Raw genomic sequence first — 24,197 nt, 5'->3', positions numbered from 1 at the left:
CTAGCTCGCCTGCTCCTGCGCGATGCGCTGGCCGACGACCGCCGAGACGCCGTCCTGCCGCATGGACACGCCGTACAGCGCGTCCGCGATCTCCATCGTCCGCTTCTGGTGCGTGATCACGATGAGCTGGCTGTTCTCGCGCAGGTCCTCGAAGATCGTCAGGAGGCGGCCCAGGTTCGCGTCGTCGAGCGCGGCCTCCACCTCGTCCATGATGTAGAAGGGGCTGGGGCGCGCCTTGAAGATGGCGATCAGCAGCGCGACGGCCGCGAGCGAGCGCTCACCGCCGGACAGCAGCGAGAGCCGCTCGATCTTCTTGCCCGCCGGCTTCACCGCGACCTCGATGCCGGTGGTGAGGAGGTCGTCGGGGTTCGTCAGCGAGATGCTGCCGGTGCCTCCCGGGAAGAGGATCGGGAACACCCGCTTGAACGCCTCCTCGGTGTCGGCGAACGCGGACTCGAAGATCGTCTGCATCTTCTCGTCGATCTCCTCGATGATGGTGAGGAGGTCCTTGCGGGTGTTCGTGAGGTCGGTGAGCTGCTCGGTGAGGAACTTGTGCCGCTGCTCCAGGGCCGCGAACTCCTCCAGGGCGAGCGGGTTCACCCGGCCCAGCTGGCCGAGCTTGCGCTCGGCCTGCGCGAGGCGCTTCTGCTGCTGCTCGCGGACGAAGGGGACGGTCGGGACCTCGTCGTCCTCCTGGTCCGCGTCGCGGTCCCTATCGACGGGGATGGGCACCTCCGGCCCGTACTCGGCGACCAGCACATCCTCCACCAGCCCGAGCTCGCTGCCCGCGCGCTCCAGCAGGCTGGAGAGGTGCAGCTTCTTCTCGTAGATCTGCAGCTCCAGGCCGTGCACGCTCTCGGTGATGCCGTGCAGGCGGTCGCGGAGGGCATTCTCCTCGCGACGGACGGTCGCGAGCTCCTCGTTCTGGCTGGCGCGCTGCGCCTCGGCCGCGGCGAGCTCGACGCGCGCCTGGGCGACCGAGCGGTCGGCGGAGTCGAGCACAGCGGGGAGGGCGTCGACGACACGCTGCGCGGCGTCGAGCTGGCGGCGGCGGATGACCGCGCGGCGGGCGGCCTCCTCCGCGGCGGCGCGCTCGGCCTCCAGCTGCTTGGCGAGGGCCGCTCCCCTGGCCTGCTCGGCGCGCACGCGCTCCTTGGCGGTCTCGACCGCGAGCCGCGCCTCCACCTCGGCCTCTCGGGCGGCGTCCAGCTCGGTCGACAGGGTGTCGCGGGCGCTCACGTCCAGGATCGGGCGCGGGCGGGAACGGGCCTCCTCGAGGGCCGCTTTCGCGGCGTCGGCGGCGGACTCGGCCTCCGCGACGCGCTCGGCGGCCTGCTCCAGAGCACGGGTCAGGCGGCCGACCTCGGCCTCCGCCGACTCGAGCTGCGAGCGGAGGCGGCTCTGCGCCTCCGACTGCGCCGCCAGCCGGGCGTCGTGCTCGCGGAGGGCCGCCAGCGCGGCCTGGGACTGCTCCTTGGCGACGGTCAGGACGCCGCGCTGCTCGGCAAGGGCGAAACCGGCGCGGTCGATCAGGGACAGCACCTCGGTGAGCCGATCCTGCGCGGCGTCGCGGTCGGCGATGAGCTCGATGCGGCTCTGCTTCGCGCCCGAGCCGCCGCGCAGCACGAACTCGCTGAGCACGTCGCCTCCGCGCGTGATGATCGTCACCGGGCTGACGGAGTCGGGTCCGCCGAGCCCGCGCTCGCGGAACGCGCGGGACGCCTCCCGAGCCGCGTCGAGGTCGTCGGCCACGGCCGTGAAGGCGAGGATGCCGAGGATGCCGGCCGGAGCCTCCACCACCGACGTCGCCGGCACGACGCCCGCCACGCCGGACAGGTCGACGGCGGGGGCCGATGCGTCGGCGACCACGACCTCCACCCGGCCCAGCTCGTCGGCGGCCGCCCGATCGACGGCGCCGAACGCGGCGTCGCGGTCGTCGGCGAGCACGGCGTCGGCGATCGTGCCGAGGGCGGCGGCGATGGCCGCTTCGTAGCCGGGGTGCACGCGGATGTGCTCGGCCACGAGCCCGCGCACGCCGGCCGGGCGCGCGGCGACCAGGGCGGCGGAGCCGTCCTTCTGGTCGAGCGCCGACGACAGGGCGCTGGTCCGCGCCGCGAGCGCGTCGCGTTCTCGCTCCAGCGTGTGCAGCTCCTCGCGCAGCCGCTCGATCTCGCCCTCGGCCTCGAAGACCTCGGCCTGGGCGACCTCGTACGCCTCGTCCAGTGCGCCCTCGGCGCCCTCGGTCTGGGTCTGCTCCTCGTGCGCATCGAAGGCCGCGGCCGCGCGGTCGCGGCGCTCGGCGGCGGCATCGAGCGCGTTCTGCTGGCGGAGCACCTCGCCGCGCACGGCGGCGAGGCGCTGGGCGGCGGCCTCCGCACGGCCGCCGAGGGTCGAGAGCTCGAGGTCGTGCCTGGAGACGAGCGCGCTCTGGGCGGCGATCTCCTCGTCCACCGCGTCCAGCCGCGAACGCGCAGAACGGGTCGCGGCCTGCGCCGCCTGCCACGCCGCCTCGGCCTCCACGACGACGGTGCGCAGGCGTTCGGTCTCATCCGCCGCGTCCTGCACCATCTGCGGGCTGACCCGCGGGCCCTCGTCAGGGGCGTCCGCCTGGCTGCCGAGCAGCGCGAGCCGCTGATTGGCGAGGGTGTAGAGCCCGCGCAGCCGCTCCTGCACCGACTCCAGGGCGAAGGCGACGCTGCGCGCGCGGTCGACCGCGTCGCCGACCTGCGCCTGCTCCAGCCGGGTGCGGCGCAGCTGCTTCTGCTCCAGCTGCTCCTGCAGCACGATCTGCTCGCTGTGCCGCTCCGCCTCGGTGCGGGTGTGGTCGTCGAGGCTCCGGCGCAGGCCGACGACCTCGTCGGCCAGGAGGCGCGCGCGGGCGTCGCGGACGACGGCCGCGATGGTCTGCGCCTCCCTGGCGATCTCGGCCTGGTGCCCGAGCGGCTTCAGCTGCCGCCGAACCTCCCCCGCCAGGTCGCTGAGCCGGGTCAGGTTGGCCTGCATCGCCTCCAGCTTGCGGAGGGTCTTCTCCTTGCGGCGGCGGTGCTTCAGGATGCCGGCGGCCTCCTCGATGAAGCCGCGGCGGTCCTCCGGGGTGGCGCGGAGCACCGCGTCGAGCTGGCCCTGGCCGACGATGACGTGCATCTCGCGGCCGAGACCGGAGTCGCTGAGCAGTTCCTGCACATCCAGCAGCCGGCAGGACTGGCCGTTGATGGCGTACTCGCTGCCGCCGTTGCGGAACAGCGTGCGCGAGATGGTGACCTCGGAGTACTCGATCGGCAGGGCGCCGTCCGAGTTGTCGATGGTGAGCTGCACCTCCGCCCGGCCGAGGGGGCCGCGGGTCGAGGTGCCGGCGAAGATGACGTCCTCCATCTTGCCGCCGCGAAGGGTCTTGGCGCCCTGCTCGCCCATCACCCAGGCGAGCGCGTCGACCACGTTGGACTTGCCGGAGCCGTTCGGCCCGACCACCGCGGTGACGCCCGGCTCGAAGGCGAACGTCGTCGGCTGCGCGAACGACTTGAAGCCCTTGAGCGTGAGACTCTTCAGATACACGCAGGTGAATTTACCGGACGTTCACGCCTCCGCCCGCGGGGAGCGCCGCGCGGAACGGGAGGAGATACGCCGCGACACGCCGCATCAGCGCGGAAAAGGGAGGAGGCCGTAGCCGTGGCGGCTGCGACCTCCTCCCTTTTCACGGGTCGGCTAGGCGACGCCCAGGTACGCCTCCTTGATGGCGGGGTCGGCGAGCAGCTCGCGGCCGCTGCCGGCGCGGGTGATGCTCCCCGTCTCCAGCACGAAGCCGCGATGTGCGCGGGCCAGCGCCTGGTTGGCGTTCTGCTCCACCAGCAGGATGGTCGTGCCCTGGTTGTTGATCTCGGTGATGATCGAGAAGATCTGCCGGATGAACTGCGGGGCGAGCCCCATCGACGGCTCGTCGAGCAGCAGCAGGCGCGGGTTCGACATCAGCGCGCGGCCGATGGCGAGCATCTGCTGCTCGCCGCCGGACATCGTCCCGCCGAGCTGCGTGCGCCGCTCGGCGAGTCGCGGGAAGAGGCCGAACACCCGGTCGAAGTCCTCGCCCATCTTCGAGCGGTCCTTGCGGCCGAAGGCGCCCATGTCGAGGTTCTCGTACACGGTCATGCCCGGGAAGATGCCCCGGCCCTCCGGCGCCTGCGAGATGCCGCGGACGACGCGGATGTGCGCCTTCATCTTCGTGATCTCCTCGCCGTCGAAGGTGATGGAGCCCTTCGACGGGTTCAGAATTCCCGAGATCGTCTTCATCGTCGTCGTCTTGCCGGCGCCGTTGGCCCCGATGAGACTGACGATCTCGCCCTCGTCGACCGAGAAGGACATGTCGTGGATGGCCTCGATGCGGCCGTAGGCAACGCTGATGTTGTTCAGCTCAAGCAACGTCATCTTCAGGCTCCCCGAGGTAGGCGGCGATCACGCGCGGGTCGTTCCGGATCTCGTGCGGCACGGCGTCCGCGATCTTGCGCCCGAACTCGAGCACGACGATCCGGTCGGTCACGCCCATGACCAGCTTCATGTCGTGTTCGATCAGCAGCACGGTGTACCCGTCGGCGCGGATGGTGCGGATGAGCTCCATCAGCTCCTCCTTCTCCGCCGGGTTGAAGCCGGCGGCCGGCTCGTCCAGGCAGAGCACCTTGGGGTCCGTGGCGAGGGCGCGTGCGATCTCCAGCCGCCGCTGGTAGCCGTACGGGAGGTGCCGCGACAGCGTGCCGGCGAGGTCGGCGATGCCGACGAACTCCAGCAGCGCCATGCCGCGCTCGATAGCCGACTTCTCCTCGCGGGTGTGCCGCGGGAGGCGCAGCAGCGCCCCTGGCACGGAGGTGCGGTGCCGGGCATCGAGGCCGACCACCACGTTCTCCAGCGCGGTCATCTCGCCGAACAGCCGGATGTTCTGGAACGTGCGCGCCAGGCCCATCCGGGTGATCCGGTGCTGCTTCTGCCCCTTGATGGAGGCGCCCTCCAGCAGCACGTCGCCGCTGGTCGGCTTGTAGACGCCGGTCATGGCGTTGAAGCAGGTCGTCTTGCCTGCGCCGTTCGGGCCGATCAGACCGAGGATCTCGCCGCGGCGGATGTCGAACGAGACGTCGTCGAGGGCCAGCAGGCCGCCGAACTTGACGGTCAGGTTGCGCACCTCGACGATGGGCTCGCCGACCTCGACCGCGATCTCGCGGTCGGGGGCCGCCGCCTCGGCGACGGCGAGGTCGATGCCCGCCGCCTCCAGCTCCTCCTCGTTGACGCCCAATGCCTCGTCCGGCACGGGCTGGGGGGTCCGCTCGTCGCTCATCGCAGGCCTCCTCTCGCCGCCTGGGCCACCGATTTATAGGCATGCCGTCCGTACGCGAGCAGCTTCTGCCGCGCCGGGAACAGCCCCTGTGACCGGAAGATCATGATCAGCACCAGGGCGATGCCGAAGATCAGGTACTTGTAGTCCGCGATGGCGGTGAACCGCAGCGGGATGTACGCCACGATCGCGCCGCCGAGCATCGCGCCGACCTTGTTGCCCGCGCCGCCGAGCACGACGGCGGCGAGGAACAGGATCGAGGTCTGCACGTCGAACTTCTGGTTGTTCACGAAGCCGACCTGCCCGGCGAACAGCGCGCCCGAGAGGCCGCCGACACCGGCGCCGATCGCGAACGCCCACACCTTGTACTTGAAGGTGGGAACGCCCATGATCTCGGCGGCGTCCTCGTCCTCGCGGATGGCGATCCAGGCGCGGCCGACGCGGCTGCGCTCCAGGTTGCCGACCAGCAGCAGGATGATGATGATCACGGTCACCGTCAGCCAGTACCAGGGCACGCCGTTCGAGTTCGAGAAGATCGGGATGCCGTCCGCGTTCTCCCCCGGCGGGTGGCCGACGTTCTGGAAGCCGACCTGGCCCTTCATCGCCGGGATGATGGTGGCCAGGATGCGCACGATCTCACCGAAGCCGAGCGTGACGATCGCCAGGTAGTCGCCGCGCAGACGCAGCGTCGGCACGCCCAGGATCACGCCGAAGATCATCGTGATCGCCATGGCGACCGGGATGGTCCACAGGTACGGGATCTTGAGGAACGGCGAGTCGGGACTCGTCAGCATGGCGGCCGTGTACGACCCGACCGCGAAGAACGCGACGTAGCCGAGGTCGAGGAGGCCGGCGTAGCCGACCACCACGTTCAGGCCGATGGCGACGAGGGCGTAGACCGCCATCGAGAAGCACGCCAGCGGCCAGTCGTTGCCGGGAGCCGTGGTCAGCGGGAAGAAGTTCAGGTACGGCAGCGCGTACGCCAGCGCGGCGACGATCAGCAGCCACAGCCACTGGATCGCCCGCGGGAGGTTGTTCCAGCGGTCGCGGACCGGCTGGAGGAACCCGCCGCGCTTGGTACCGCGCGCGGCCTCCAGCGCCTCCTCCGCCTGCTCCGACCGGCCGTCTGGCAGGACCTTGGGGCCTTCTGTCATGCTCATGCGCGGCTCCTTCCGAGCGAGGTGCCCAGGATGCCGGTGGGCTTCACCAGCAGCACCAGGACGAGGACCACGAAGGCGACGACGTCGGTCCACTGCGAGTCGCCCAGCAGGATCTGGCCGTAGTTGCCGATCACGCCGAGCAGGAGGCCGCCGAGCAGGGCGCCGCGGACGTTGCCGATGCCGCCGAGGACGGCGGCGGCGAACGCCTTGACGCCGAGCACGAAGCCGCCGTTGTAGATGACGCCGGACGGGACCAGCATCACGTAGAACAGGGCGGCCGCTCCGGCCAGGATGCCGCCGGTGATGAACGTGATCTGGATGATCCGCTCCTTGTTCACGCCCATCAGGGTCGCCGTGTCGGCGTCCTGCGCGACGGCGCGGATGCCGCGTCCGGTGCGGGTGCGGCGGATGAACAGGTCGGTGCCGACCATGAGGATCACGGACGCGATGACGATGATCAGCTGCTGGCTGTTCACGATCGTCCCGAAGACGTCGAAGATCGGCGTCGGGATGAACATCGTCACCGCCGGCTCCGCGTTGGCGCCGCGGATCAGGAAGATCAGGTACTGGATGGTGAACGAGGCGCCGATCGCGGTGATGAGGAACACCAGGCGGGGCGCGTTGCGTTTGCGCAGCGGCCGGTACGCGACGCGTTCCAGCACCCATGCTGTGAGCGCCGCCGCCACCATGCCGACCAGGCCCGCGAGGACGAGGTCGCCGATGATCGCCGCCGGGCTGAGGTTGGGGGCGCTCGGGCCGAAGCCGAGGGACGTGAGGGTGATCACGACGCCGTACGCACCGACGATGAACACCTCGGAGTGGGCGAAGTTGATGAGGTTGAGGACGCCGTAGACCAGCGTGTACCCGACGGCGATCAGGCCGTAGATGGCCCCGAAGGTGAGGCCGTCGAAGGTGGCGCTCCAGAAGTTCTGGACGAGGGCGTTGACGTCGAAGTTGATCCAGGAGTTGTCGCCGACAGCGGCATGCAGGGCGAGGGTTTCGAGCATTCGAGCTTCCAGGGGGTCGGTGCCGTCCGGGCAGGCCGGTCGGCGGACGGGGGCGGAACACGGAGGGTGGCGCCGGGCCCGGGGGGGGGCCAACCCGGGGGGGGCCGGGGGCCGGGGGGGCGGCCCGGGGCCACCGTCGCGTGTCGGTTACTCGCCGATGGTGCCGATCGGGACGATCTTGCCGTTCTCGACCTTGTAGCCGTAGACGGCGGGCGCCTGGAGCTCACCGGTGGAGTCCCACTTGTAGTGCTTGCTCAGGCCGTCCGAGTCGTAGTCCTTGACCCAGGCGAGCAGGTCGGCGCGGGTCGTCTTGCCCTTGTCGATGCCGGCGAGGAGGACGGTGGTGGCGTCGTAGCCCTCGATCGAGTACGTGCCCGGCTCGGCGCTCGCGAGCGACTTGTAGGCGGACTCGAAGTCCGGGATCAGCTCACCCGGGATGCAGGGGCAGGTGAAGTAGGCGTTGCTCGACGCGTCGCCGGCCAGCTTGATGAACTGGTCGTCCTTCACACCGTCCGGGGCGACGAAGGTGCCCTGGAAGCCCTTCGAGACCAGCTGCTGGTCGAACGGAGCGCCCTCGGCGTAGTAGCCCGCGTAGTAGACGGCGTCCGGCTTCGCGTTGATGATCTTGGAGATCACCGCGGAGAAGTCCTTCTGGCCGGTGGTCACCTTGTCGGTGCCGACGAGCGCGTCGCCGAGCGCCTTCGAGGTCTGGGTGCCGAGGCCGATGCCGTAGTCGGAGTCGTCCTGGACCAGGTAGACCTTCTTGGCCTTGAGCTGGTCGGTGAGGAACTTCGCCGCCGCGGGGCCCTGGACGGCGTCGTTGCCGAGGCCGCGGAAGAAGGTCTTCCAGCCGTTCTCCGTCAGGCCGGGGTTGGTGGCCGACGGGGTGATGTGGACCAGACCCTGCTGCTCGAAGATGTTGCCGGTGGCCTTCGACTCGCCCGAGAACGGGAGACCGACGACGCCGATGATGTCGGCCTCGTTGACGGCCTGGGTGACCGGGCCGGTGGCCTTGTTCGGGTCGCCCTCGGTGTCGAACTTCTTGAAGCCGACCTGGCAGCCCTTGTTGGACTCGTTGTGCTGGTCGATCGCCAGCTGGATCCCGTTGTAGATGTTGATGCCGAGCTGGGCGTTGGGGCCCGTCTCCGCGCCGATGTAGCCGATGGTCAGGCCAGCAGGACACGTGGCCTTTCCGTCGCCCGCGGGGAGGACGGCGTCCTTCGGGACATCCACGGACGTGATCGCGGGGATGTCGACCTTGCCCGAGCTCGCGCCGTTCGTGGATCCCCCGGTCGACGCCTGGTTGGCGCATCCCGCGAGGAACAGTGCGACTGACGCTGCAACAGCCGCACCGATGGTGACTTTCTTCCGTAGCATCTCTTGCCTCTCGACGTGAATTCGTCGCGAACGCGGCGTGGTTGCCGCGTCGCACCACGAATATGTGTGCTGAGACTACAGGGAATGCAACCTTTTGCAACCGACCGGGACGCGCAGATTTACACGATCGAAACGAAATCGGTCGGCGTTTTTCACACGGGAGGCGGGTCGGGGTTACGCTGCTGAGGCGCGTCAGGCTCGAGGAGGTGCCGCCCGTGGAGATCCGTCGTCTGCCGCTCCCCGACGCCTGCGGGACGCGCGAGTCGGCGGCCTTCGAGGAGCTGATCGGCGTGCTCAACCGCATCGCCGTCGACCTGTGGGGCGGTGACGACTTCGTCGAGACGCCCGAGGAGGCGCTCGCCTCGCTGAGCGCCCAGGAGTACGTGGAGAAGACGGTGCTCGTTGCCGTCGAGGACGGGACGATCGTCGGCCGGGTGCAGGTGGACCTCCCGCTCGATCGGGAGGCCGAGACGGCCTCCCTCCTGGTCGACGTGGCGCGCGCGGTACGGGGGCGCGGCGTCGGCTCGGCGCTGCTCTCCGCCGGCGAGGGGCTCGCGGCGGAGAGCGGACGGCACGTGATCAGCGTCTACACCGAGCACCCCGTCGCCGCGCTGCCGGCCGACGGGCCGTGGATCCACGCGCCCGTGGGTGCGACCGGGCTGCCGCGCGAGGATCCGGCCGTGCGCTTCGCCCTCCGGCACGGCTACCGGCTGGGCCAGATCGAGCGGTCCAGCGAGCTGGTGCTGCCGCTGCCCGCGGTGAGGGAGGCGGCGCTGGCGAGCACCGCCTCCACCGTGCAGGGCTACCGGGTGGTCTCGTGGTTCGGGTCGGCGCCGGACGAGCTGGTGGACGGCTTCGCCGCCCTGAAGGCCCGGATGTCGATCGATGCGCCGCAGGCCGCCCTCGCCGTCGATCGCGAGGAGTGGACGGCGGCCCGCGTCCGCGCGCAGGAGGCCGAGCTCGCCCGCCGCGGCGAGCCGCTGCTGGTGACGGCCGCGCAGCACCTCGCGACGGGCGAGCTCGCCGCCTACACCGAGCTGGCCGTCGCGGCAGACGGCGAGAAGGCGGAGCAGTACGACACGCTCGTCGCCCGCGACCACCGCGGACACCGGCTCGGGACGCTCGTGAAGCTGCACAACCTCCACGAGCTGCAGCGCAGGGCCACGCGCATCCGGCGCGTGCTGACCTGGAACGCCGACGAGAACGACCCGATGCTGGCGATCAACCGCGCCTTCGGGTTCCGGCCGCACGCGCTGACCGGGACCTGGCAGAAGGAGCTGTGACGCGTCAGCGCGCCGGCCGGGAGACGATGCGCGGGATGACCGCGCCCGCGATGGCCGCGCCGATCAGCGGCGGGACGACCGCGAGCCAGACCTGGCCCAGCGCCTCCTGGCCGCCGTAGATCGCCGAGGCGATGGCGCGGGCGGGGTTCAGGGAGGTGTCGGAGACGGGGATCGAGACCAGCGCGAGCATCGTCAGCGTCAGACCGATGGCGAGCGGTGCGAATGCGGTCTCGGCGCCGGCGGTCGTCACGCCGAGGATCACCGCGACGAACACGAACGTGCCGACGGTCTCGATGAGGAAGACGGAGCCGACCGAGAACCCGCCGGGCGACAGCGGGCCGGAGCCGATGGAGGCGAAGCCGGCCTTCTGCGCATCGGCGAGGAACCCGTGCGGGCCGCCCGCACCGACCAGGAGCAGGACGGTCGTCGCGAGGACGGCGCCGACCAGCTGCGCGAACGCGTAGGCGGGGACGTCCCGCCAGGCGAAGCGGCCGGCGACCGCGAGCCCGAGCGTGACCGCGGGGTTGAAGTGCCCGCCGGAGACCGGGCCGAACGCGGAGGCGGCGACGACGACGCCGAGGCCCAGCGCGAGGGCCACACCGGTGAACCCGGCGTTCAGGCCGCCGGCTCCGCCGGCGAACCCGGCGGAGAACACCGCGGTGCCGACGACTGCGAAGACGAGGATGAAGGTGCCCGCCGCTTCGGCCGCGAGCCGGCGGCGAAGCCCGGGAGCGCGCTCCTCGGTGCGGATGACGGGGATGGCGGAGGTCAGGGGGACGTCGGGCACGACAGACTGCTTTCACTGAAGGGGTCGGGGACCTCGGCAGCGTAGCCGCGCGTGGATCGCCCGCGAGCCCGTCTCCGTGCGGCCGGCGGCCGGCTTCAGTGGTGCTCGGCGGTGACCAGGGGGTCCGGCGTGCTGCGGGTGACCACACCCGCGGCCTCCACCGGGAAGCCGTTGCGCACCCAGTACTCGTAGCCGCCCAGCAGCTCGCGCACGTCGAGCCCCGCCGCGAGCAGGGTGCGGGCGGTCTGCGTGGCGCCGTTGCACCCGGGACCCCAGCCGTAGACGACGAGGGTCCGGTCACGGGGCAGCTCACCGATCCGCGCGTCGATCGCCGCGGTCGGCAGGTTCAGCGCGCCGGCGATGTGCCCGTGCTCCCAGGACTCGCGTCGCCGGGTGTCGACCAGGACGGCCTCCCCCGCTTCGACGGCCCGGGCGGCGGCCACCACGTCGAACTCGTACGCGAGGCGGGCCTCGACGTGGGCCAGCCTCGCGGACACGTCGGTCACGACCGCTGCGCGGGCTCGAGCAGGGAGGCCAGCTGCGGGAGCTGCGCCGGGTCCTCGAGCGCCGAGCCCACGGCGACCACGCGGAATCCGGCGCGCAGGAACTCGCCCGCGTTGGCCGCGCTCATGCCGCCCGTGGCGACGAAGCGCGCCTGCGGGAAGGGGCCGCGCATCGCGCTGAGCCACTGCACGCCGAGGACCGAGGCAGGGAACGCCTTCAGCCAGGTCAGTCCCGCCTTCATGGCCAGCTGCACCTCGCTCGCCGTTGCGACTCCGGGCATGCTGAGCAGCCCCGCGTCGTGCGACGCGCGGACGACATCGAGATCGAAGCCGGGGCTGACCGTGAAGGCCGCACCCGCCGACGCCGCCTGCGCGACGTGCTCCGCCGAGACGACCGTGCCCGCTCCGACGACCCTGCCGCGCTCCTTCGCGGCGGCCGCGACGACGCGCAGCGCCTCGACGTCCTCCGGGGTCTGGATCGGCAGCTCGACCACGTCGATGCCGAGGTCCCAGGCCGTCGTCGACAGGGCGAGGCTTCGCTCGGCGCCCATGCCACGGAGGATCGCCATGAGCGGCGCAGCGCCGAACAGCTCCTCGAATCCCGAATTGTCCACGGTCATCCCTTCTTTCCGGTCGGTCATCGCCGCTCCATCGTGTCCGCCGCGTCCGCCGCGTCCGCCGCGTCCGTCGCGTCCGTCGCGTCCGTCGCGTCCGTCGCGACGATGCCGACGACGTCGTCGGTCGACTGCAGCACGAGGTGCGCCCGTCGGTGGCCCGACTGCAGGCGGTCGGGCGACGCGTCGCCCGCGAGCATCGCGGCGAGCCAGCCCGCCGCGAACGCGTCTCCGGCGCCGACCGCCTCGAGGACCTCGGTCGGGATCGCCGGCACGAAGACGGCGCCGTCGGCGGAGAACTCGGTCGCACCCACGTCGCCGTCCTTGACGACGAGGTGAGCGGGAGCCGGGATCAGTGCCCGCACCTCCTCCGGCGTGGCGCACCCCCACAGCGTCTGCGCCTCGTCCAGGCCGACGAAGACGATGTCGGACCGGTTCGCCAGCGCGAGCAGGACGGGCGCCGCGTCCGACGCCGACCACAGCGCGGCCCGGTGATTGATGTCGAAGCTGAGCGATGCGCCCCTGGAGGCCGCCACCCGGTCGATGATCGCGTCGATCATGGCGGCGCACCCGGCCGAGAGCGCGGGGGTGATCCCCGAGAGATGCACGATCGCGGCCTCTTCGAGCGGGACGTGAGCGATGCTCTCGGCCGTCATCCGCGACGCGGCGGAACCGGCCCGGTAGTACAGGACGCCGTGCCCGGGGTCCTTGAAGTAGACGCCGGTGGGCGCGTCCGGGTCGAACGCGACCCAGCGCGTGTCCACGCCCAGCTCGGTCACGGTGCGGTGCACCCGGCGCCCGAGGACATCCGCCCCGAGCGCGCTGACCCAGGCCGTGCGCCGGCCCAGGGCGGCCACGTGGGCGGCGACGTTGGACTCGGCGCCGCCGATCGTCAGCCGGACGTCCTCTGCGTCGGCCAGGCGCGTCGCATCGCGCGGGGTGAGGAGCACCATCGTCTCGCCGAGCGCGATGAGGGCGGGCGTCGCCGTGGCAGCGCTCACCGTCGGGCCCTCGCCTCTTCGAGATAGCTGTACGCGGTCACCCGGGAGATGCCGAGCCGCTTGGCGATGGCCTCCACCGACTTGCGCATCTGCGTCGCGCCGCGCTGGTCGAGCCGCTCGAGGACGGTGATCTTGTCATCGCGCGACATGCTCTCGACCGGCCGGCCGATCTCGCGGATGGCATCGCTGATCATCGAGTCCATGACGCTCACCAGGTCGCTGCCGAAATGCTCCCGGGGCGCATCGGGGGCGGCCCCTTCGGGCGGCAGGAGGGCGGCGAGCACGTTGCGGGCCTGCTGCAGCGGGCTGAGGTCGACGTTGACGCACAGCGAGGCGATGATGTCGCCCGCGGCGTTGTGGAAGTAGACCGACGAGCAGCGCAGCTCGCGGCCGTCGCTGGTGTAGCCGGTGTAGCCGTACGCGTCGTGATCGCCGCGGCGGTCCTTCAGCACGTCGAGCCCGAGCGAGGTGGAGGGGCCGCCGACGGAGCGGCCGGTGACGTGGCCGTTCTCGATCGCCACGATCGTGTGGCCCAGGTCGACGTCGGCGCCGTCGAGGTTGTGCAGCACGATCTCGGTCGTGGGGCCGGCGGCCGCGGCGAGCGCCCGCATGACCGGGCGGTAGAGGCGCAGGACCTCCTCCGCGCTCTCGTAGGTCTGACGCGCGGCGTCGTCGGCGAGCGCCGCCGAGGCGTGCTCGGTCGCAGTTCTGATCGTCATCGCTCTCCCTGGACGGTGGGTACTGAACAAATAATACGGCAGTTGGACAGAATGTCTATTCGCCTGTTAGCTTGTCCCCACCCAACACACCCCACCCAGCAAGGAGGCTCGGATGACGACTGTGTCCGAAACGCGAGGCCTGTCCCGCACGCAACGCAAGACCGTTGCCGGCGGTGCCATCGGCACGCTCATCGAGTACTACGACTACTACCTGTACGGCCTCGCGGCGGCGGCGGTCTTCCCGACGGTCTTCTTCTCGTCGAACGACCCGGTGGTCGCCCAGCTCGCGTCGTTCGCGACGTTCGCGGTCGGGTTCTTCCTGCGCCCGCTCGGCGGCATCATCTGGGGTCTCGTCGGCGACCGGATCGGCCGCAAGACCGTGCTGATGAGCACCGTCATCGGGATGGGGCTCGCGACGGCCGGCATCGGCCTGATCCCCTCCGACCAGGTGATCGGCGTTGCGGCCCCGCTCCTCCTGCTGTTCTTCCGCCTCCTGCAGGGCTTCTTCGTCGGAGGCGAGATGGGCGGAGCCGCGACGATGGTCGTCGAGGCGGCCCCGACGGGCAGGCGCGGACTCTACGGCGCGTTCCTGATCAGCGGCGCCGGCATCGCGAACGTCGTCTCCGGCGGTTTCATGGCCGCACTCGGGCTCACGCCGGAGTCGTGGTTCCTGCAGTGGGGCTGGCGCATCCCGTTCCTGTTCTCGCTCGTGCTCGCGATCGTGGCGGTCGTGCTGCGCCGCCACCTGGAGGAGTCGGAGGAGTTCCTCGACACGCAGGCGCTGCAGATCGCCGCGGCCGGTAAGAAGGCGAACCCGCTGGTCGAGGCGTTCCGCCACCCGAAGAACGCGATCATGGGCATCCTGATCGGGCTGCCGCAGTCGATCGCCGGCTACGTCGTGCTCACCTACGGGCTGGCGTTCATGGTGTCGGACAAGAACCTCCCCGCGTGGATGGGCTTCGCCGGAACGATGATCGTCGGGCTGCTGCAGATCGTCGTCGCCCCGCTCTGGGGAGCGATCTCGGACCGCATCGGCCGCCGGACGGTGTACATCATCGGCTGCGTCGGCTTCGCCCTGATGGTCTACCCCGCGTTCATGCTGTTCAGCACGGGGAACCTGTGGCTGATCTGGCTGGGCCAGATCCTCGGGTTCGTCGTGTTCGGCGTGGCCATGCAGGCGACGCTCTCGACGATGCTCGCGGAGATGTTCGACCCGGAGGCGCGCACGACCGGCGTCAACATCGGCTACCAGGTGTCCAACACGCTCGGCGGCGGACTGGCCCCGCTGATCTGCACGGCGCTCGTGGCGGCCGCGGGCGGCTCGTTCTGGCCCGTCGTCGCGTATGCGGCCGTCATCTCCATCGTGGGCGTGATCGCTACGCTGGCGGCGTCGATCCGGCCCGATGTCGAAGGCGCCGGGCGGCTGCACGAGCTCGCGGCCACGACCGCGTCGGTCAAGAAGGTCCGCTGAGGGGAGGGTCCAGGATGATCCGGATGGATGACGCGCTGCTGACCGCACGCGACAAAGGGCTGCCCGATCGGGCAGTTGGGCGGACGATCGCCGAGTTCCTCGCGACGGCTCCCCGTCTGGAGGAGTTCTGGACCCCCCTCATCGCACTCGACGACGCCGCGATGGACGCCAACATCGCGACCATGGCGGCCTGGTGCGCCGAGCGCGGCTTCGACATCATGCCGCACGGCAAGACGACGATGGCCCCCGCGCTCTGGCAGCGGCAGCTCGACGCCGGGGCGACCGGCATCACCCTGGCGACGATGGGTCAGGTGCGCACCGGACGCGACCTCGGCCTCCGGTCGATCATGCTCGCCAACGCGGCCGTCGACCCCCGGTCGCTCGTCTGGCTCGCGGAGCAACTGGCCGACCCCGGCTTCCGATTCGTGTGCTGGGCCGACTCCGTCGCCACGGTCGAGGCGATGGAGCACGGACTGGCCGCGGCCGGTGCGCCGCGGGCGGTCGACGTGTGCGTCGAGCTCGGCGCGGCCGGCGGCCGGACGGGTGCGCGGTCGGTCGCGCAGGCCGTCGCGGTCGCCGAACGCATCGCCGCCTCCCCCGTGCTGCGCCTCGCCGGGGTCTCCGGCTACGAGGGCAGCCTCGGGCACGACCGCTCCCCCGCCCCCCTCGGCGCGGTGACGGCGTACCTGGAGGCCCAGCTGGAGCTGCACAGCGCACTCGCTCCGCTCTACGACGACGGCGAGCTGATCGTGACCGCCGGGGGCAGCGCCTACTTCGACGTCGTCGCCGACGTCTGGGCGGGGGCCGCTCGCGACGAGCGGACACGCTTCACCCTGCGCTCCGGCGCGTACATCACCCACGACGACGGCTTCTACCGCGGCATCTCGCCGTTCGACGAGAGCGCGGAGGGTCCGGATTCTCCGCGCTTCGTCAACGCCATGCACGGGTTCGCCCGCGTGGTGTCGAGCCCGGAACCGGGTCTCGCGCTGGTCGACGGCGGCAAGCGGGACTTCCCGTACGACGAAGGTCTGCCGATCCCACGGGCCTGGCGACCTGCTTCGTCGGAGCCGTGGCGCCCCCTTCAGGCCACGGTGTCGGCGATGAACGACCAGCACTCGTACGTGCGCTCCGAGGAGCGCCTGCCGATCGGGGCGGAGATCCGGCTGGGCCTGTCGCACCCGTGCACGGCGTTCGACAAGTGGCGCCTGCTGCCCGTCGTCGAGTCGGCCGCGTCCGACCGGGTCGTCGACCTCGTACGCACCTGGTTCTGAGGAGGCGCCGGATGACCACTCGTACGGTGCTGCGCGGCGGATCGGTGATCGGCCCCGAGAGGCCGGTCCGCGCCGACGTGGCGATCGAGGGCGGCGATGTCGCGGCGGTCGGCGACGTCACTGCCGAGCCCTCCGACCGGGTGCTCGACGTCTCCGGCCGGTACGTCCTGCCGGGGTTCATCGACGCCCACTCCCACGCGGACGGCCTGCTCGGCGACCCCGACGTCACCCGCGCACTGCTGCGCCAGGGCGTCACCTCGGTCATCGCCGGGCAGGACGGCGTGTCGTACGCGCCGGGCGACGGCGCCTACGCGACCGAGTACTTCGCGGCTATCAACGGGCCGCACCCCTCCTATCGCGGCGGCGGGGTGGCCTCCTACCTCTCCGCCGTCGACGGCGCCTCCCCGCTCAACGCCGGCTATCTCGTGCCGGCCGGGACCGTGCGCTTCGAGGTGTGCGGCCGCCACGACCGCCCGGCGAGCGACGACGAGCGTCGGCGCATGGCCGCCCTCGTCGCCGAGGGGATGGCCGCGGGCGCGCTGGGCCTCTCGACCGGGCTCGACTACGTGCCCGGCATCTTCCAGGACGCGGCCGAGATCGCCGCCCTCTGCGCACCCGTCGCGGCGAGCGGAGGCGTCTACGTCACCCACATGCGCGGCGGCTACGAGTCGAACACGGCCGCAGGGATCGCGGAGATCGCCGACATCGCGCGCCGTGCCCAGGAGGAGTCCGGCGCGCCGCTGAATGTGCACGTCTCGCACTTCCACGCCGATGCCGACATCCTGCTCGGACAGCTCGCCGCGCTCGAGGAGACCGGGGTGGACGCCACCTTCGACGCGTATCCGTACACCCGCGGCTGCACCCTGCTGGGCATGCCCCTCCTGCCGCCGGAGGTCTCGGCGCTCCCCCGGGCGGAGGCCGTGGCGGTGATCGCCGACCCGTCGCGTCGCGCCTGGCTGCGGGAGGTCGGCGAGCGGCGCGCGACCGGCTCCGCGAGCCTCGGCCCCGACTGGCCCGACATGATCACGCTCGCCCACATCGCCTCCCCCGGCCCCGCCTGGGCACACGGGCTCACCCTGCGCGCCGCCGCCGAGCGCGCCGCCACCACCCCGATCGACTTCGCGCTCGACGTGCTCGCGGCCTCGCGGCTCGAATGCAGCGCGGTCATGGCGGTGCGGAGCCCACGCTCCAGCGCCGAGCTCGCCCGCATCTTCGCCCACCCTGCCCACACCGGCGGCTCCGACGGCATCTTCATCGGCGCGCACCCGCACCCCCGCGCGGCCGGTACGTTCGCCCGCTACCTCCGCGAGTTCGTGCGCGAGCTGGGCGCGTGGAGCTGGCCGGACGCCGTCCATCACCTCTCCACCCTGCCGGCCCGCCGGTTCGGCCTCGACCGGCGCGGCGTCGTCGCGCCGGGAGCGGTGGCCGACCTCGCGATCGTGGACCCGGCGACCGTCGCCGACCGCGCCACCTACGAGCAGCCGCGCGAGACGGCCGTCGGCATCGACGACGTCTTCGTCGGCGGTGAGCGCGTCCTCGCCGACGGCGAGCCGACCGGCGCCCTCCCCGGCCGCGGGCTGCGCCGCACCGGTGCCGGGCGCCCCTGAACCTCCCCGCACGGGGATGACCCCTGTTGTCAACAGAAAGGAACAACACCATGCCGAAGACCGGCTTCTACGCAGAGGGCGCACCGGCCCCCGCCGGACCCTACAGCCACGGGGTCGTCGCGAACGGCTTCCTGTACACGGCCGGGTTCGGCCCGCAGGACGCCGCGAACGGCAACGCGATCGCGGACAACGTCTGCGACCAGACCCGCCAGGTGCTGCGCAACATCCAGACGGTCCTCGCGGTGCACGGCCTGACGATGGACGACATCGTCAAGTCGACGGTCCACCTCCAGGACCTCGCCGACTTCGCCGAGTTCAACACGGCCTACGAGGAGTTCTTCACCGCGCCGTACCCGGTGCGGACGACCGTGGGCTCGCAGCTCGCGAACATCCTCGTCGAGATCGACGTCGTCGCGGCGCTGCCGCAGGCGTGACCCGCGACGGCGGGGAGCCCGATGCGGGCTCCCCGCCGTCGGGCGTTCGCCTTCAGTGCCGCGAGGCGCGCACCCGCTGGCACCGCGGGCAGAAGTGCGATCCGCGGTTCATGAACTGCTCGCGCACGATCGGGGTCCCGCAGCGCGGGCAGGGCTCGCCCTGGCGGCCGTAGACGTTGAGGCTGTGCGAGAAGTAGCCGGAGGCGCCGTTGACGTTGACGTACTGCGCGTCGAAGCTCGTGCCTCCCTCGGCCAGCGCCTTCTCGAGCACGTGGCGGATCTCGGTGAGCAGCGTGCGGACCTTCTGCCGGCTCAGCGTGTCCGCCGGCTGGTCGTAGTGGATGCGCGCGGCCCACAGCGACTCGTCGGCGTAGATGTTGCCGATGCCGCTGACCAGCGTCTGGTCGAGCAGGCCGCGCTTGATGCCGGTGCGCTTGCGGGCCAGCGCGGCCGCGAACGCCGCGTCGTCGAAAGCCGGGTCGAGCGGGTCGCGGGCGATGTGGGCGACCTGCGTCGGGAGGAGCGGCTCGTCCGTGCCGAAGCCGCCGTGCTCGCCGTCCGCCGTCGCCACCAGCTGGTCGACCGCCATCGAGCCGAAGATGCACATTCGAGTCCCAACTACATCACCCCCCTCGTGACTTCCGATGAGGTTGTCCGAATTGGTGTGAAGTATGTCGGCATCCTCGACTAATCCGTAGATGCGATCATCGGCATCTCTCGTGACAGTCCGGACGCTACGTCTGAGAGGAACCAGCGATCCACCTTCGTAAGCGCGGAAAGGACTCGTTGGTCCTTGGCCATACGCACGACCGAGGACACGACTTCTTCAATGCTGTCGCCACGCAGCCCCATGCTTGCAAGCTTCGCACCTACAGGAATAGGCAACCCGTAGTCCTCAAGTTCAGCGATGAACGCGGGGAGATACAGAGATTCAATTTCTCGAATTACGTACTCGTAATTGGAAGCACGTTCGCCTCGATCCTGAGCAACTTCGCGTTGGATCGAGCTAGCGGCGCGCAACATGGAAGGGATTTTGAAGCCCATCCAGTTGCGCTGAAAGCTAAGCACATCATCGACCACATTGCTCCGCGTCTGACCAGGGCGAATGTATGGCATTGCCGCGTCGACCAGGGCACCCACATCGCCTCGTGCAGCCCGAGCAGCACCGAGCTTCGCGAGGATAGATTTTGCATTCTCTCCGCTTCGATCGCGCCCCACGATCAACTCGTCATACCCGAGCGACACAACCGCTGCCAGTTGCTCCCGGGTTGGGGTGCCACTCCAAGACAGGTCACGGAATTCGCTTCTCCCGCTCTCACGCATGTGGCGTGCGGCACCGATCTGCAGTAGAGGATCAAGACCTCGATTCCGGCGAATAGTGTCGATCGAGAGAACGTTCTGCTCGAGGACATCGTGTAACCTCTCCGCGGACTCCTGGGTTAGTTCGAATGGCTCGAGCTGGATCAAAGTTGCGAGGGACGCTGCTCGCGATTGTGATTCGATAGGAAGATCCACTGTCGCGGTCTCCGGTTCGGGTTGATCGGCATAGGACACGACTCGACCCACGAAGTGTTTGAGCATACGTCCGGCTCTGCCTCGGATGTTCGAGAAAGTGAAGAAGTCGATCGGCTTGCGATCGATCTTCTTATCGTAAATGACGACATTTCTCGCTACGGTGTTCACTCCCTCGATCAGCGTTGTCGTGCACACAAGGCGATCAATCTTTTCCATTGCAAACAGGCGAATCATCGCTCGCTGCAAACTCCGCGGCATCGGACCGGTGTGTGTACCCACACCTCCACGCAGAGCTTTGGCAACGAACCACTCCGGATCGTAATGCTCTGCGATCCAGTCAGCGATATCAATCACCAGTGGGTCGGCAGCTCCCGTGGCGAGCTCGAATGCAACCTCGTTAGCACGCCCTGGGCTACTTACGAAGATCAGGCTCGGCCCATCGGCTTCCTCGTCTAGGAACGCCTTCATATCTGAGAGTCGGTCTTCGATGTGGGACCGGTCCTCGACATCAACGACTACGGGATTGAAGTCTGACGAGATGAAAGACTCCGACAACTCACTGTCCGAATCGAATCCTAAAGCATCGATGTTGGGGCCCAGAAGGTAATACTGGGCTCCTGTTTTACGGAGGAGCCGCCAGGCGATGTTGAGATTTGACCTCCGCTTTTCGTCGGTTTCACCGTCTCCGAGCTTATAGAATTCATCGATTATGAAGAAATCAACCAAGGGCATCGGATCGAGCTCCAAGAAACGCTCCTGCGTAAGCACATAAATGTTCTTGAGCGCAGGTTGTTGGCTGGGGTGTGAAACGATCGTGTAGCCCGTATCGAGCTCGACAAGTCGACGTCGTGTCTCATCGATCAGTGAAATGGTCGGAACGACGATTACGATGTTCTCCCACTTTTCGGACAGGACCAGAGCGTCCACGATTGCGGATTTCCCAAAGGACGTTGGGGCCGAGAGTATGACGCTCGCGCCGTCCATGAGGCGCTCGTATATCTTCTGTTGCTCCGAGTGGAAAGTAAACCCTCGCTTGCTTAGAGCGCGGGGAGAGTGATAAGCAACCATAAGAGCCTCTGCTTCACTCACCTTGTCGAGGTTCGGGGACATGTACGGGAATAGTCCCAATCTTGCCGCCAGTGAATCGACGATTACGCTCAGAGGGCCCTTGCCCGGGTATTGATCCAAGAACCGAATAAAGCGGTCGCGGGCTTCCTGCTCATATTCGTCAGTCAACAGCAAGTTGGAGATATCGCGCAGCGCAGCGAAGTCGTCGGTTGCCATTAGATCCCCTGCAGAGCTTTCAGTTTTGCGTGCATCAGTTCCACCAACTTTTCCTTTGACTTTAACGGAAGAAGTATCAGACGAATCTCAACTTCTAGCGGCTTGGTCAGCCGCGACTCGAATCTCGACAGTGCGGCTGCTGTCTCGTCGGTCATTGCGGCAATGTAGCTGGCGCCTACGACATCGTGACTGTCGACTGCGTCGCTGTCATACGTCAAGAAGATCGGCATGACGATCGAATTCGCAATATCGTCCAGACTTTGAGCGCGCGCGATCATGTCCTTAAAATGCTGAGCGTGCGGCCAGGAGGCGTCCACCTTGCGGGTGATGAACACAAACTCCCTGCGGAGAAAATCGATTCGTAGGTGCGCCTGTATGTCGTCGAGCACGCTATCCATGGCGCTGTCGAGCGACGAATAAAACTTCGCCTCTCCTAGCCAAATCTTCAAGTCGCCGTTGCTATCCGCTACGACATGAACGCTGTCGAACCCCTTGACAACGTCGTTTGAAGAGTCCTCGTAGTAGATCTTGCTGACCGCGGGCTCTGCGCCATAGAAGTCCACTAGCGCGGAGTGCAGGAGAAGTTCACCGAATTCGCCGCGTCGCCGATACTTATCAGTCGAGTACACGGATACCGCTGCATCCCTGATGGACTGCAGGGCTGTGCTGCTGGAAACGCCTTTTGCCTCTGTATAGGTGAGGGCAAAATCCAGCAGGTGGCGATCGAAGACATCTTCGACGAGTTGGCTCGCTCGCCAGGTACCCAACTCGTAGCCAGCGCATAAAGCGTTAGCAGCGATGGAGTTGGGTACGAGTTCGACTCGAACCTGCAGTACCGGCATACTTTGCCTTCCTCTTGGACGTGACCACCCGGTGCAACAATATCGGCGTCCGCCCTAAACCTCCGGAATCGACGGCGGCTGGGAGCCAGAGGTGTTTCCATCGGCTGCCCGCAAGACTCGCGGGCGTCCGACTTCCCCAGGACGCCTATAACGTATGTCGGCCGGATTGGCGATCACGGGCGAGCTAGTCCATTGCGCGGCTGGTCAACAGTGTTGCTAACGCCCCTTTACGAGGCCCTCAGCCGCCTTCTCACCAACACCGCGCTGACTGCCTCGTCAACAGCGCGGGCCTTGTATCAGAAGCCGCGCCGAACAAGCCCAAACGTTGCGGGCGCAATTCCAATGACGAAACCGTAGATAGCATTCACGCGGTACAAAGCGCACTTGAAGCGCACCTGGGACGCAGGGCTACACAGATCTTGACGGCGACTGAGAACGAACGCTTCGCTGGCATCGCGGGCAGAAGTGCGATCCGCGGTTCATGAACTGCTCGCGCACGATCGGCGTCCCGCAGCGCGGGCAGGGCTCGCCCTGGCGGCCGTAGACGTTGAGGCTGTGCGAGAAGTAGCCGGAGGCGCCGTTGACGTTGACGTACTGCGCGTCGAAGCTCGTGCCTCCCTCGGCCAGCGCCTTCTCGAGCACGTGGCGGATCTCGGTGAGCAGCGTGCGGACCTTCTGCCGGCTCAGCGTGTCCGCCGGCTGGTCGTAGTGGATGCGCGCGGCCCACAGCGACTCGTCGGCGTAGATGTTGCCGATGCCGCTGACCAGCGTCTGGTCGAGCAGGCCGCGCTTGATGCCGGTGCGCTTGCGGGCCAGCGCGGCCGCGAACGCCGCGTCGTCGAAAGCCGGGTCGAGCGGGTCGCGGGCGATGTGGGCGACCTGCGTCGGGAGGAGCGGCTCGTCCGTGCCGAAGCCGCCGTGCTCGCCGTCCGCCGTCGCCACCAGCTGGTCGACCGCCATCGAGCCGAAGATGCGCTGGTCCACGAAGTGCACCCACAGCTCGCCGTGAAGCGGGTGCTCGATGTGGAGGCGGATGCGCAGGAGCCCGGCCTCCACAGTCCCCGGCTCGCGCAGCAGGATCTGTCCGCTCATCCCGAGGTGGGCGACGATCGCCCGGCGCGGGCTGCCCACGAGCGGGATCCAGAGGAACTTGCCGCGGCGGACCGGAGTCTGCATGACGCGGCCGGTCAGGAGCGTCTCGAACGCGCCGGCCAACGGGTCGTGCCGCTTGAGCGAGCGCGGCTCGAACACCTCGACGCCGAGGATGGTCGCGCCCGTCACTGCCGGGGCGAGCCCGGCGCGGACGACCTCAACCTCGGGAAGCTCGGGCACGCCGCTCGTTCAACTCGGTCCACGCGGTCAGCGCGGCGGCCATCTCGGCCTGCTTCTTGCTGGTGCCCTCACCGCTCGCGGTGACGACGCCCTCCACCTCGACGGTCGCGTGGAACGTCTTGGAGTGGTCGGGGCCGGTGTTCGTGACCGTGTACACGGGCGCGCCGGCACCGCGGCGGGCGGCGGCCTCCTGCAGCGCGGTCTTCGGGTCCATCGCGGCGCCGAACCGGTCGGGATCCGCGAGCAGCGGCTCGATCAGCCGCAGGACCAGCGCGGTCGCGACGTCGCCGCCCCGGTCGAGGTAGGTCGCGCCGATGATCGCCTCGACGGTGTCGGCCAGGATGGACGCCTTCTCGCGGCCGCCGCTCTGGTTCTCGCCGCGGCCGAGCCGGAGGTACTCCCCCAGGCCGATGCCGCGGGCGACCTCCGCCAGGGCGACGGAGCTGACCAGGCTGGCGCGGCGCTTCGCGAGCTCGCCCTCGTCGAGGTCCGGGTTCTCGCGATACAGCTTGACGGTGACGGCCTGCCCCAGGATGGAGTCGCCGAGGAACTCGAGGCGCTCGTTGGTGGGGATGCCGCCGTGCTCGTACGCGTACGAACGATGGGTCAGCGCAAGCTCGAGAAGCTCGGGGGGGGTGGAGGCCCCCCCCGTCGGCGGCCGGGGGCGGGGGGGAGGGAT

General features: G+C 69.3%; 21 protein-coding genes. 5 read left to right on the top strand and 16 right to left on the bottom strand.

Annotated elements, in window-relative coordinates; translation table 11 throughout:
- The 6 genes from smc to ACR9ZG_RS04785 all read right to left on the bottom strand — a co-directional run bounded on the left by smc (position 1) and on the right by ACR9ZG_RS04785 (position 8,855).
- Positions 1-3,552, bottom strand: coding sequence for a chromosome segregation protein SMC (gene smc / locus ACR9ZG_RS04810; protein ID WP_481283685.1), 3,552 nt, complete (start codon positions 3,550-3,552; stop codon positions 1-3).
- Positions 3,553-3,702: 150 nt separating this feature from the next.
- On the bottom strand, positions 3,703-4,416 hold the full coding sequence (locus tag ACR9ZG_RS04805) for an ABC transporter ATP-binding protein (protein ID WP_481283684.1): 714 nt from the start codon (positions 4,414-4,416) through the stop codon (positions 3,703-3,705).
- A complete protein-coding gene (locus ACR9ZG_RS04800; RefSeq protein WP_481283683.1) occupies positions 4,403-5,314 on the bottom strand; it encodes an ABC transporter ATP-binding protein in 912 nt (303 codons plus the stop codon). The genes ACR9ZG_RS04805 and ACR9ZG_RS04800 overlap by 14 nt, the downstream gene beginning before the upstream one ends.
- On the bottom strand, positions 5,311-6,471 hold the full coding sequence (locus ACR9ZG_RS04795; protein ID WP_481283682.1) for a branched-chain amino acid ABC transporter permease: 1,161 nt from the start codon (positions 6,469-6,471) through the stop codon (positions 5,311-5,313). Before ACR9ZG_RS04795 ends, ACR9ZG_RS04800 begins: the two co-directional genes overlap by 4 nt.
- The gene (locus ACR9ZG_RS04790) at positions 6,468-7,478 is read right to left on the bottom strand and encodes a branched-chain amino acid ABC transporter permease (RefSeq protein ID WP_481283681.1); all 1,011 of its coding nucleotides are present in this window, start codon (positions 7,476-7,478) and stop codon (positions 6,468-6,470) included. The genes ACR9ZG_RS04795 and ACR9ZG_RS04790 overlap by 4 nt, the downstream gene beginning before the upstream one ends.
- A gap of 147 nt (positions 7,479-7,625) precedes the next feature.
- Complete coding sequence (locus ACR9ZG_RS04785) at positions 7,626-8,855, bottom strand: branched-chain amino acid ABC transporter substrate-binding protein (RefSeq protein ID WP_481283680.1); 1,230 nt, start codon at positions 8,853-8,855, stop codon at positions 7,626-7,628.
- A gap of 215 nt (positions 8,856-9,070) precedes the next feature.
- Between ACR9ZG_RS04785 and ACR9ZG_RS04780 the strand changes: the two genes are divergently transcribed.
- Entirely contained in the window at positions 9,071-10,138 is a 1,068-nt protein-coding gene (locus tag ACR9ZG_RS04780) for a GNAT family N-acetyltransferase (protein ID WP_481283679.1), read from the top strand.
- Positions 10,139-10,142: 4 nt separating this feature from the next.
- Here ACR9ZG_RS04780 and ACR9ZG_RS04775 read toward each other — a convergent pair whose 3' ends face one another.
- The 5 genes from ACR9ZG_RS04775 to ACR9ZG_RS04755 form a co-directional block, all read right to left on the bottom strand.
- Entirely contained in the window at positions 10,143-10,925 is a 783-nt protein-coding gene (locus ACR9ZG_RS04775; protein ID WP_481283678.1) for an aquaporin, read from the bottom strand.
- A 95-nt stretch (positions 10,926-11,020) separates the two neighbouring features.
- Positions 11,021-11,431: a rhodanese-like domain-containing protein gene (locus ACR9ZG_RS04770; protein ID WP_481283677.1), complete on the bottom strand. Its 411-nt coding sequence runs from the start codon at positions 11,429-11,431 to the stop codon at positions 11,021-11,023.
- Positions 11,428-12,048 (bottom strand): bifunctional 4-hydroxy-2-oxoglutarate aldolase/2-dehydro-3-deoxy-phosphogluconate aldolase, encoded by a 621-nt coding sequence (locus tag ACR9ZG_RS04765; protein WP_481283676.1) that lies wholly within the window; start codon positions 12,046-12,048, stop codon positions 11,428-11,430. Before ACR9ZG_RS04765 ends, ACR9ZG_RS04770 begins: the two co-directional genes overlap by 4 nt.
- Before the next feature lie 17 nt (positions 12,049-12,065).
- Positions 12,066-13,043, bottom strand: coding sequence for a sugar kinase (locus ACR9ZG_RS04760; RefSeq protein ID WP_481283675.1), 978 nt, complete (start codon positions 13,041-13,043; stop codon positions 12,066-12,068).
- Positions 13,040-13,762, bottom strand: coding sequence for a helix-turn-helix transcriptional regulator (locus ACR9ZG_RS04755; protein WP_481283674.1), 723 nt, complete (start codon positions 13,760-13,762; stop codon positions 13,040-13,042). The genes ACR9ZG_RS04760 and ACR9ZG_RS04755 overlap by 4 nt, the downstream gene beginning before the upstream one ends.
- 121 nt (positions 13,763-13,883) lie before the next feature.
- Here ACR9ZG_RS04755 and ACR9ZG_RS04750 point away from each other — a divergent pair, with 121 nt between their 5' ends.
- The 4 genes from ACR9ZG_RS04750 to ACR9ZG_RS04735 are packed head-to-tail and all read left to right on the top strand — an operon-like array spanning position 13,884 to position 18,545.
- Entirely contained in the window at positions 13,884-15,233 is a 1,350-nt protein-coding gene (locus tag ACR9ZG_RS04750; protein ID WP_481283673.1) for an MFS transporter, read from the top strand.
- Positions 15,234-15,247: 14 nt separating this feature from the next.
- On the top strand, positions 15,248-16,504 hold the full coding sequence (locus tag ACR9ZG_RS04745; protein ID WP_481283672.1) for a type III PLP-dependent enzyme domain-containing protein: 1,257 nt from the start codon (positions 15,248-15,250) through the stop codon (positions 16,502-16,504).
- Between the two features lie 11 nt (positions 16,505-16,515).
- Entirely contained in the window at positions 16,516-18,111 is a 1,596-nt protein-coding gene (locus ACR9ZG_RS04740) for an N-acyl-D-amino-acid deacylase family protein (RefSeq protein ID WP_481283671.1), read from the top strand.
- A gap of 50 nt (positions 18,112-18,161) precedes the next feature.
- Positions 18,162-18,545: a RidA family protein gene (locus ACR9ZG_RS04735; protein ID WP_481283670.1), complete on the top strand. Its 384-nt coding sequence runs from the start codon at positions 18,162-18,164 to the stop codon at positions 18,543-18,545.
- A gap of 52 nt (positions 18,546-18,597) precedes the next feature.
- On the opposite strand, the gene ACR9ZG_RS04730 is transcribed toward ACR9ZG_RS04735, so the two are convergent.
- The 5 genes from ACR9ZG_RS04730 to rnc form a co-directional block, all read right to left on the bottom strand.
- Positions 18,598-19,299 carry a zinc finger domain-containing protein gene (locus tag ACR9ZG_RS04730; protein ID WP_481283704.1) on the bottom strand — a complete coding sequence of 234 codons (702 nt, stop codon included), beginning with the start codon at positions 19,297-19,299 and terminating at the stop codon, positions 18,598-18,600.
- Complete coding sequence (locus tag ACR9ZG_RS04725) at positions 19,233-21,344, bottom strand: DEAD/DEAH box helicase (protein WP_481283669.1); 2,112 nt, start codon at positions 21,342-21,344, stop codon at positions 19,233-19,235. Before ACR9ZG_RS04725 ends, ACR9ZG_RS04730 begins: the two co-directional genes overlap by 67 nt.
- Entirely contained in the window at positions 21,344-22,186 is an 843-nt protein-coding gene (locus tag ACR9ZG_RS04720) for a HamA C-terminal domain-containing protein (RefSeq protein ID WP_481283668.1), read from the bottom strand. Before ACR9ZG_RS04720 ends, ACR9ZG_RS04725 begins: the two co-directional genes overlap by 1 nt.
- A gap of 408 nt (positions 22,187-22,594) precedes the next feature.
- Positions 22,595-23,518, bottom strand: coding sequence for a bifunctional DNA-formamidopyrimidine glycosylase/DNA-(apurinic or apyrimidinic site) lyase (gene mutM, locus ACR9ZG_RS04715; RefSeq protein WP_481283667.1), 924 nt, complete (start codon positions 23,516-23,518; stop codon positions 22,595-22,597).
- Positions 23,496-24,197, bottom strand: coding sequence for a ribonuclease III (gene rnc, locus ACR9ZG_RS04710; protein WP_481283666.1), 702 nt, complete (start codon positions 24,195-24,197; stop codon positions 23,496-23,498). The genes mutM and rnc overlap by 23 nt, the downstream gene beginning before the upstream one ends.

Source organism: Leifsonia sp. KNZ12-8B, assembly GCF_056755495.1.
This window is presented reverse-complemented; position numbering and strand designations above follow the sequence as displayed.

Excerpts from the sequence above, each read along its gene's own strand:
- ACR9ZG_RS04720 (WP_481283668.1), bottom strand. The coding sequence starts at position 22,186 with ATGCCGGTACTGCAGGTTCGAGTCGAACTCGTACCCAACTCCATCGCT.
- ACR9ZG_RS04785 (WP_481283680.1), bottom strand. The coding sequence starts at position 8,855 with ATGCTACGGAAGAAAGTCACCATCGGTGCGGCTGTTGCAGCGTCAGTC.
- ACR9ZG_RS04745 (WP_481283672.1), top strand. The coding sequence starts at position 15,248 with ATGATCCGGATGGATGACGCGCTGCTGACCGCACGCGACAAAGGGCTG.
- ACR9ZG_RS04790 (WP_481283681.1), bottom strand. The coding sequence starts at position 7,478 with ATGCTCGAAACCCTCGCCCTGCATGCCGCTGTCGGCGACAACTCCTGG.
- ACR9ZG_RS04735 (WP_481283670.1), top strand. The coding sequence starts at position 18,162 with ATGCCGAAGACCGGCTTCTACGCAGAGGGCGCACCGGCCCCCGCCGGA.
- ACR9ZG_RS04755 (WP_481283674.1), bottom strand. The coding sequence starts at position 13,762 with ATGACGATCAGAACTGCGACCGAGCACGCCTCGGCGGCGCTCGCCGAC.
- ACR9ZG_RS04805 (WP_481283684.1), bottom strand. The coding sequence starts at position 4,416 with ATGACGTTGCTTGAGCTGAACAACATCAGCGTTGCCTACGGCCGCATC.
- ACR9ZG_RS04725 (WP_481283669.1), bottom strand. The coding sequence starts at position 21,344 with ATGGCAACCGACGACTTCGCTGCGCTGCGCGATATCTCCAACTTGCTG.
- ACR9ZG_RS04740 (WP_481283671.1), top strand. The coding sequence starts at position 16,516 with ATGACCACTCGTACGGTGCTGCGCGGCGGATCGGTGATCGGCCCCGAG.
- ACR9ZG_RS04765 (WP_481283676.1), bottom strand. The coding sequence starts at position 12,048 with ATGACCGTGGACAATTCGGGATTCGAGGAGCTGTTCGGCGCTGCGCCG.
- ACR9ZG_RS04795 (WP_481283682.1), bottom strand. The coding sequence starts at position 6,471 with ATGAGCATGACAGAAGGCCCCAAGGTCCTGCCAGACGGCCGGTCGGAG.
- ACR9ZG_RS04800 (WP_481283683.1), bottom strand. The coding sequence starts at position 5,314 with ATGAGCGACGAGCGGACCCCCCAGCCCGTGCCGGACGAGGCATTGGGC.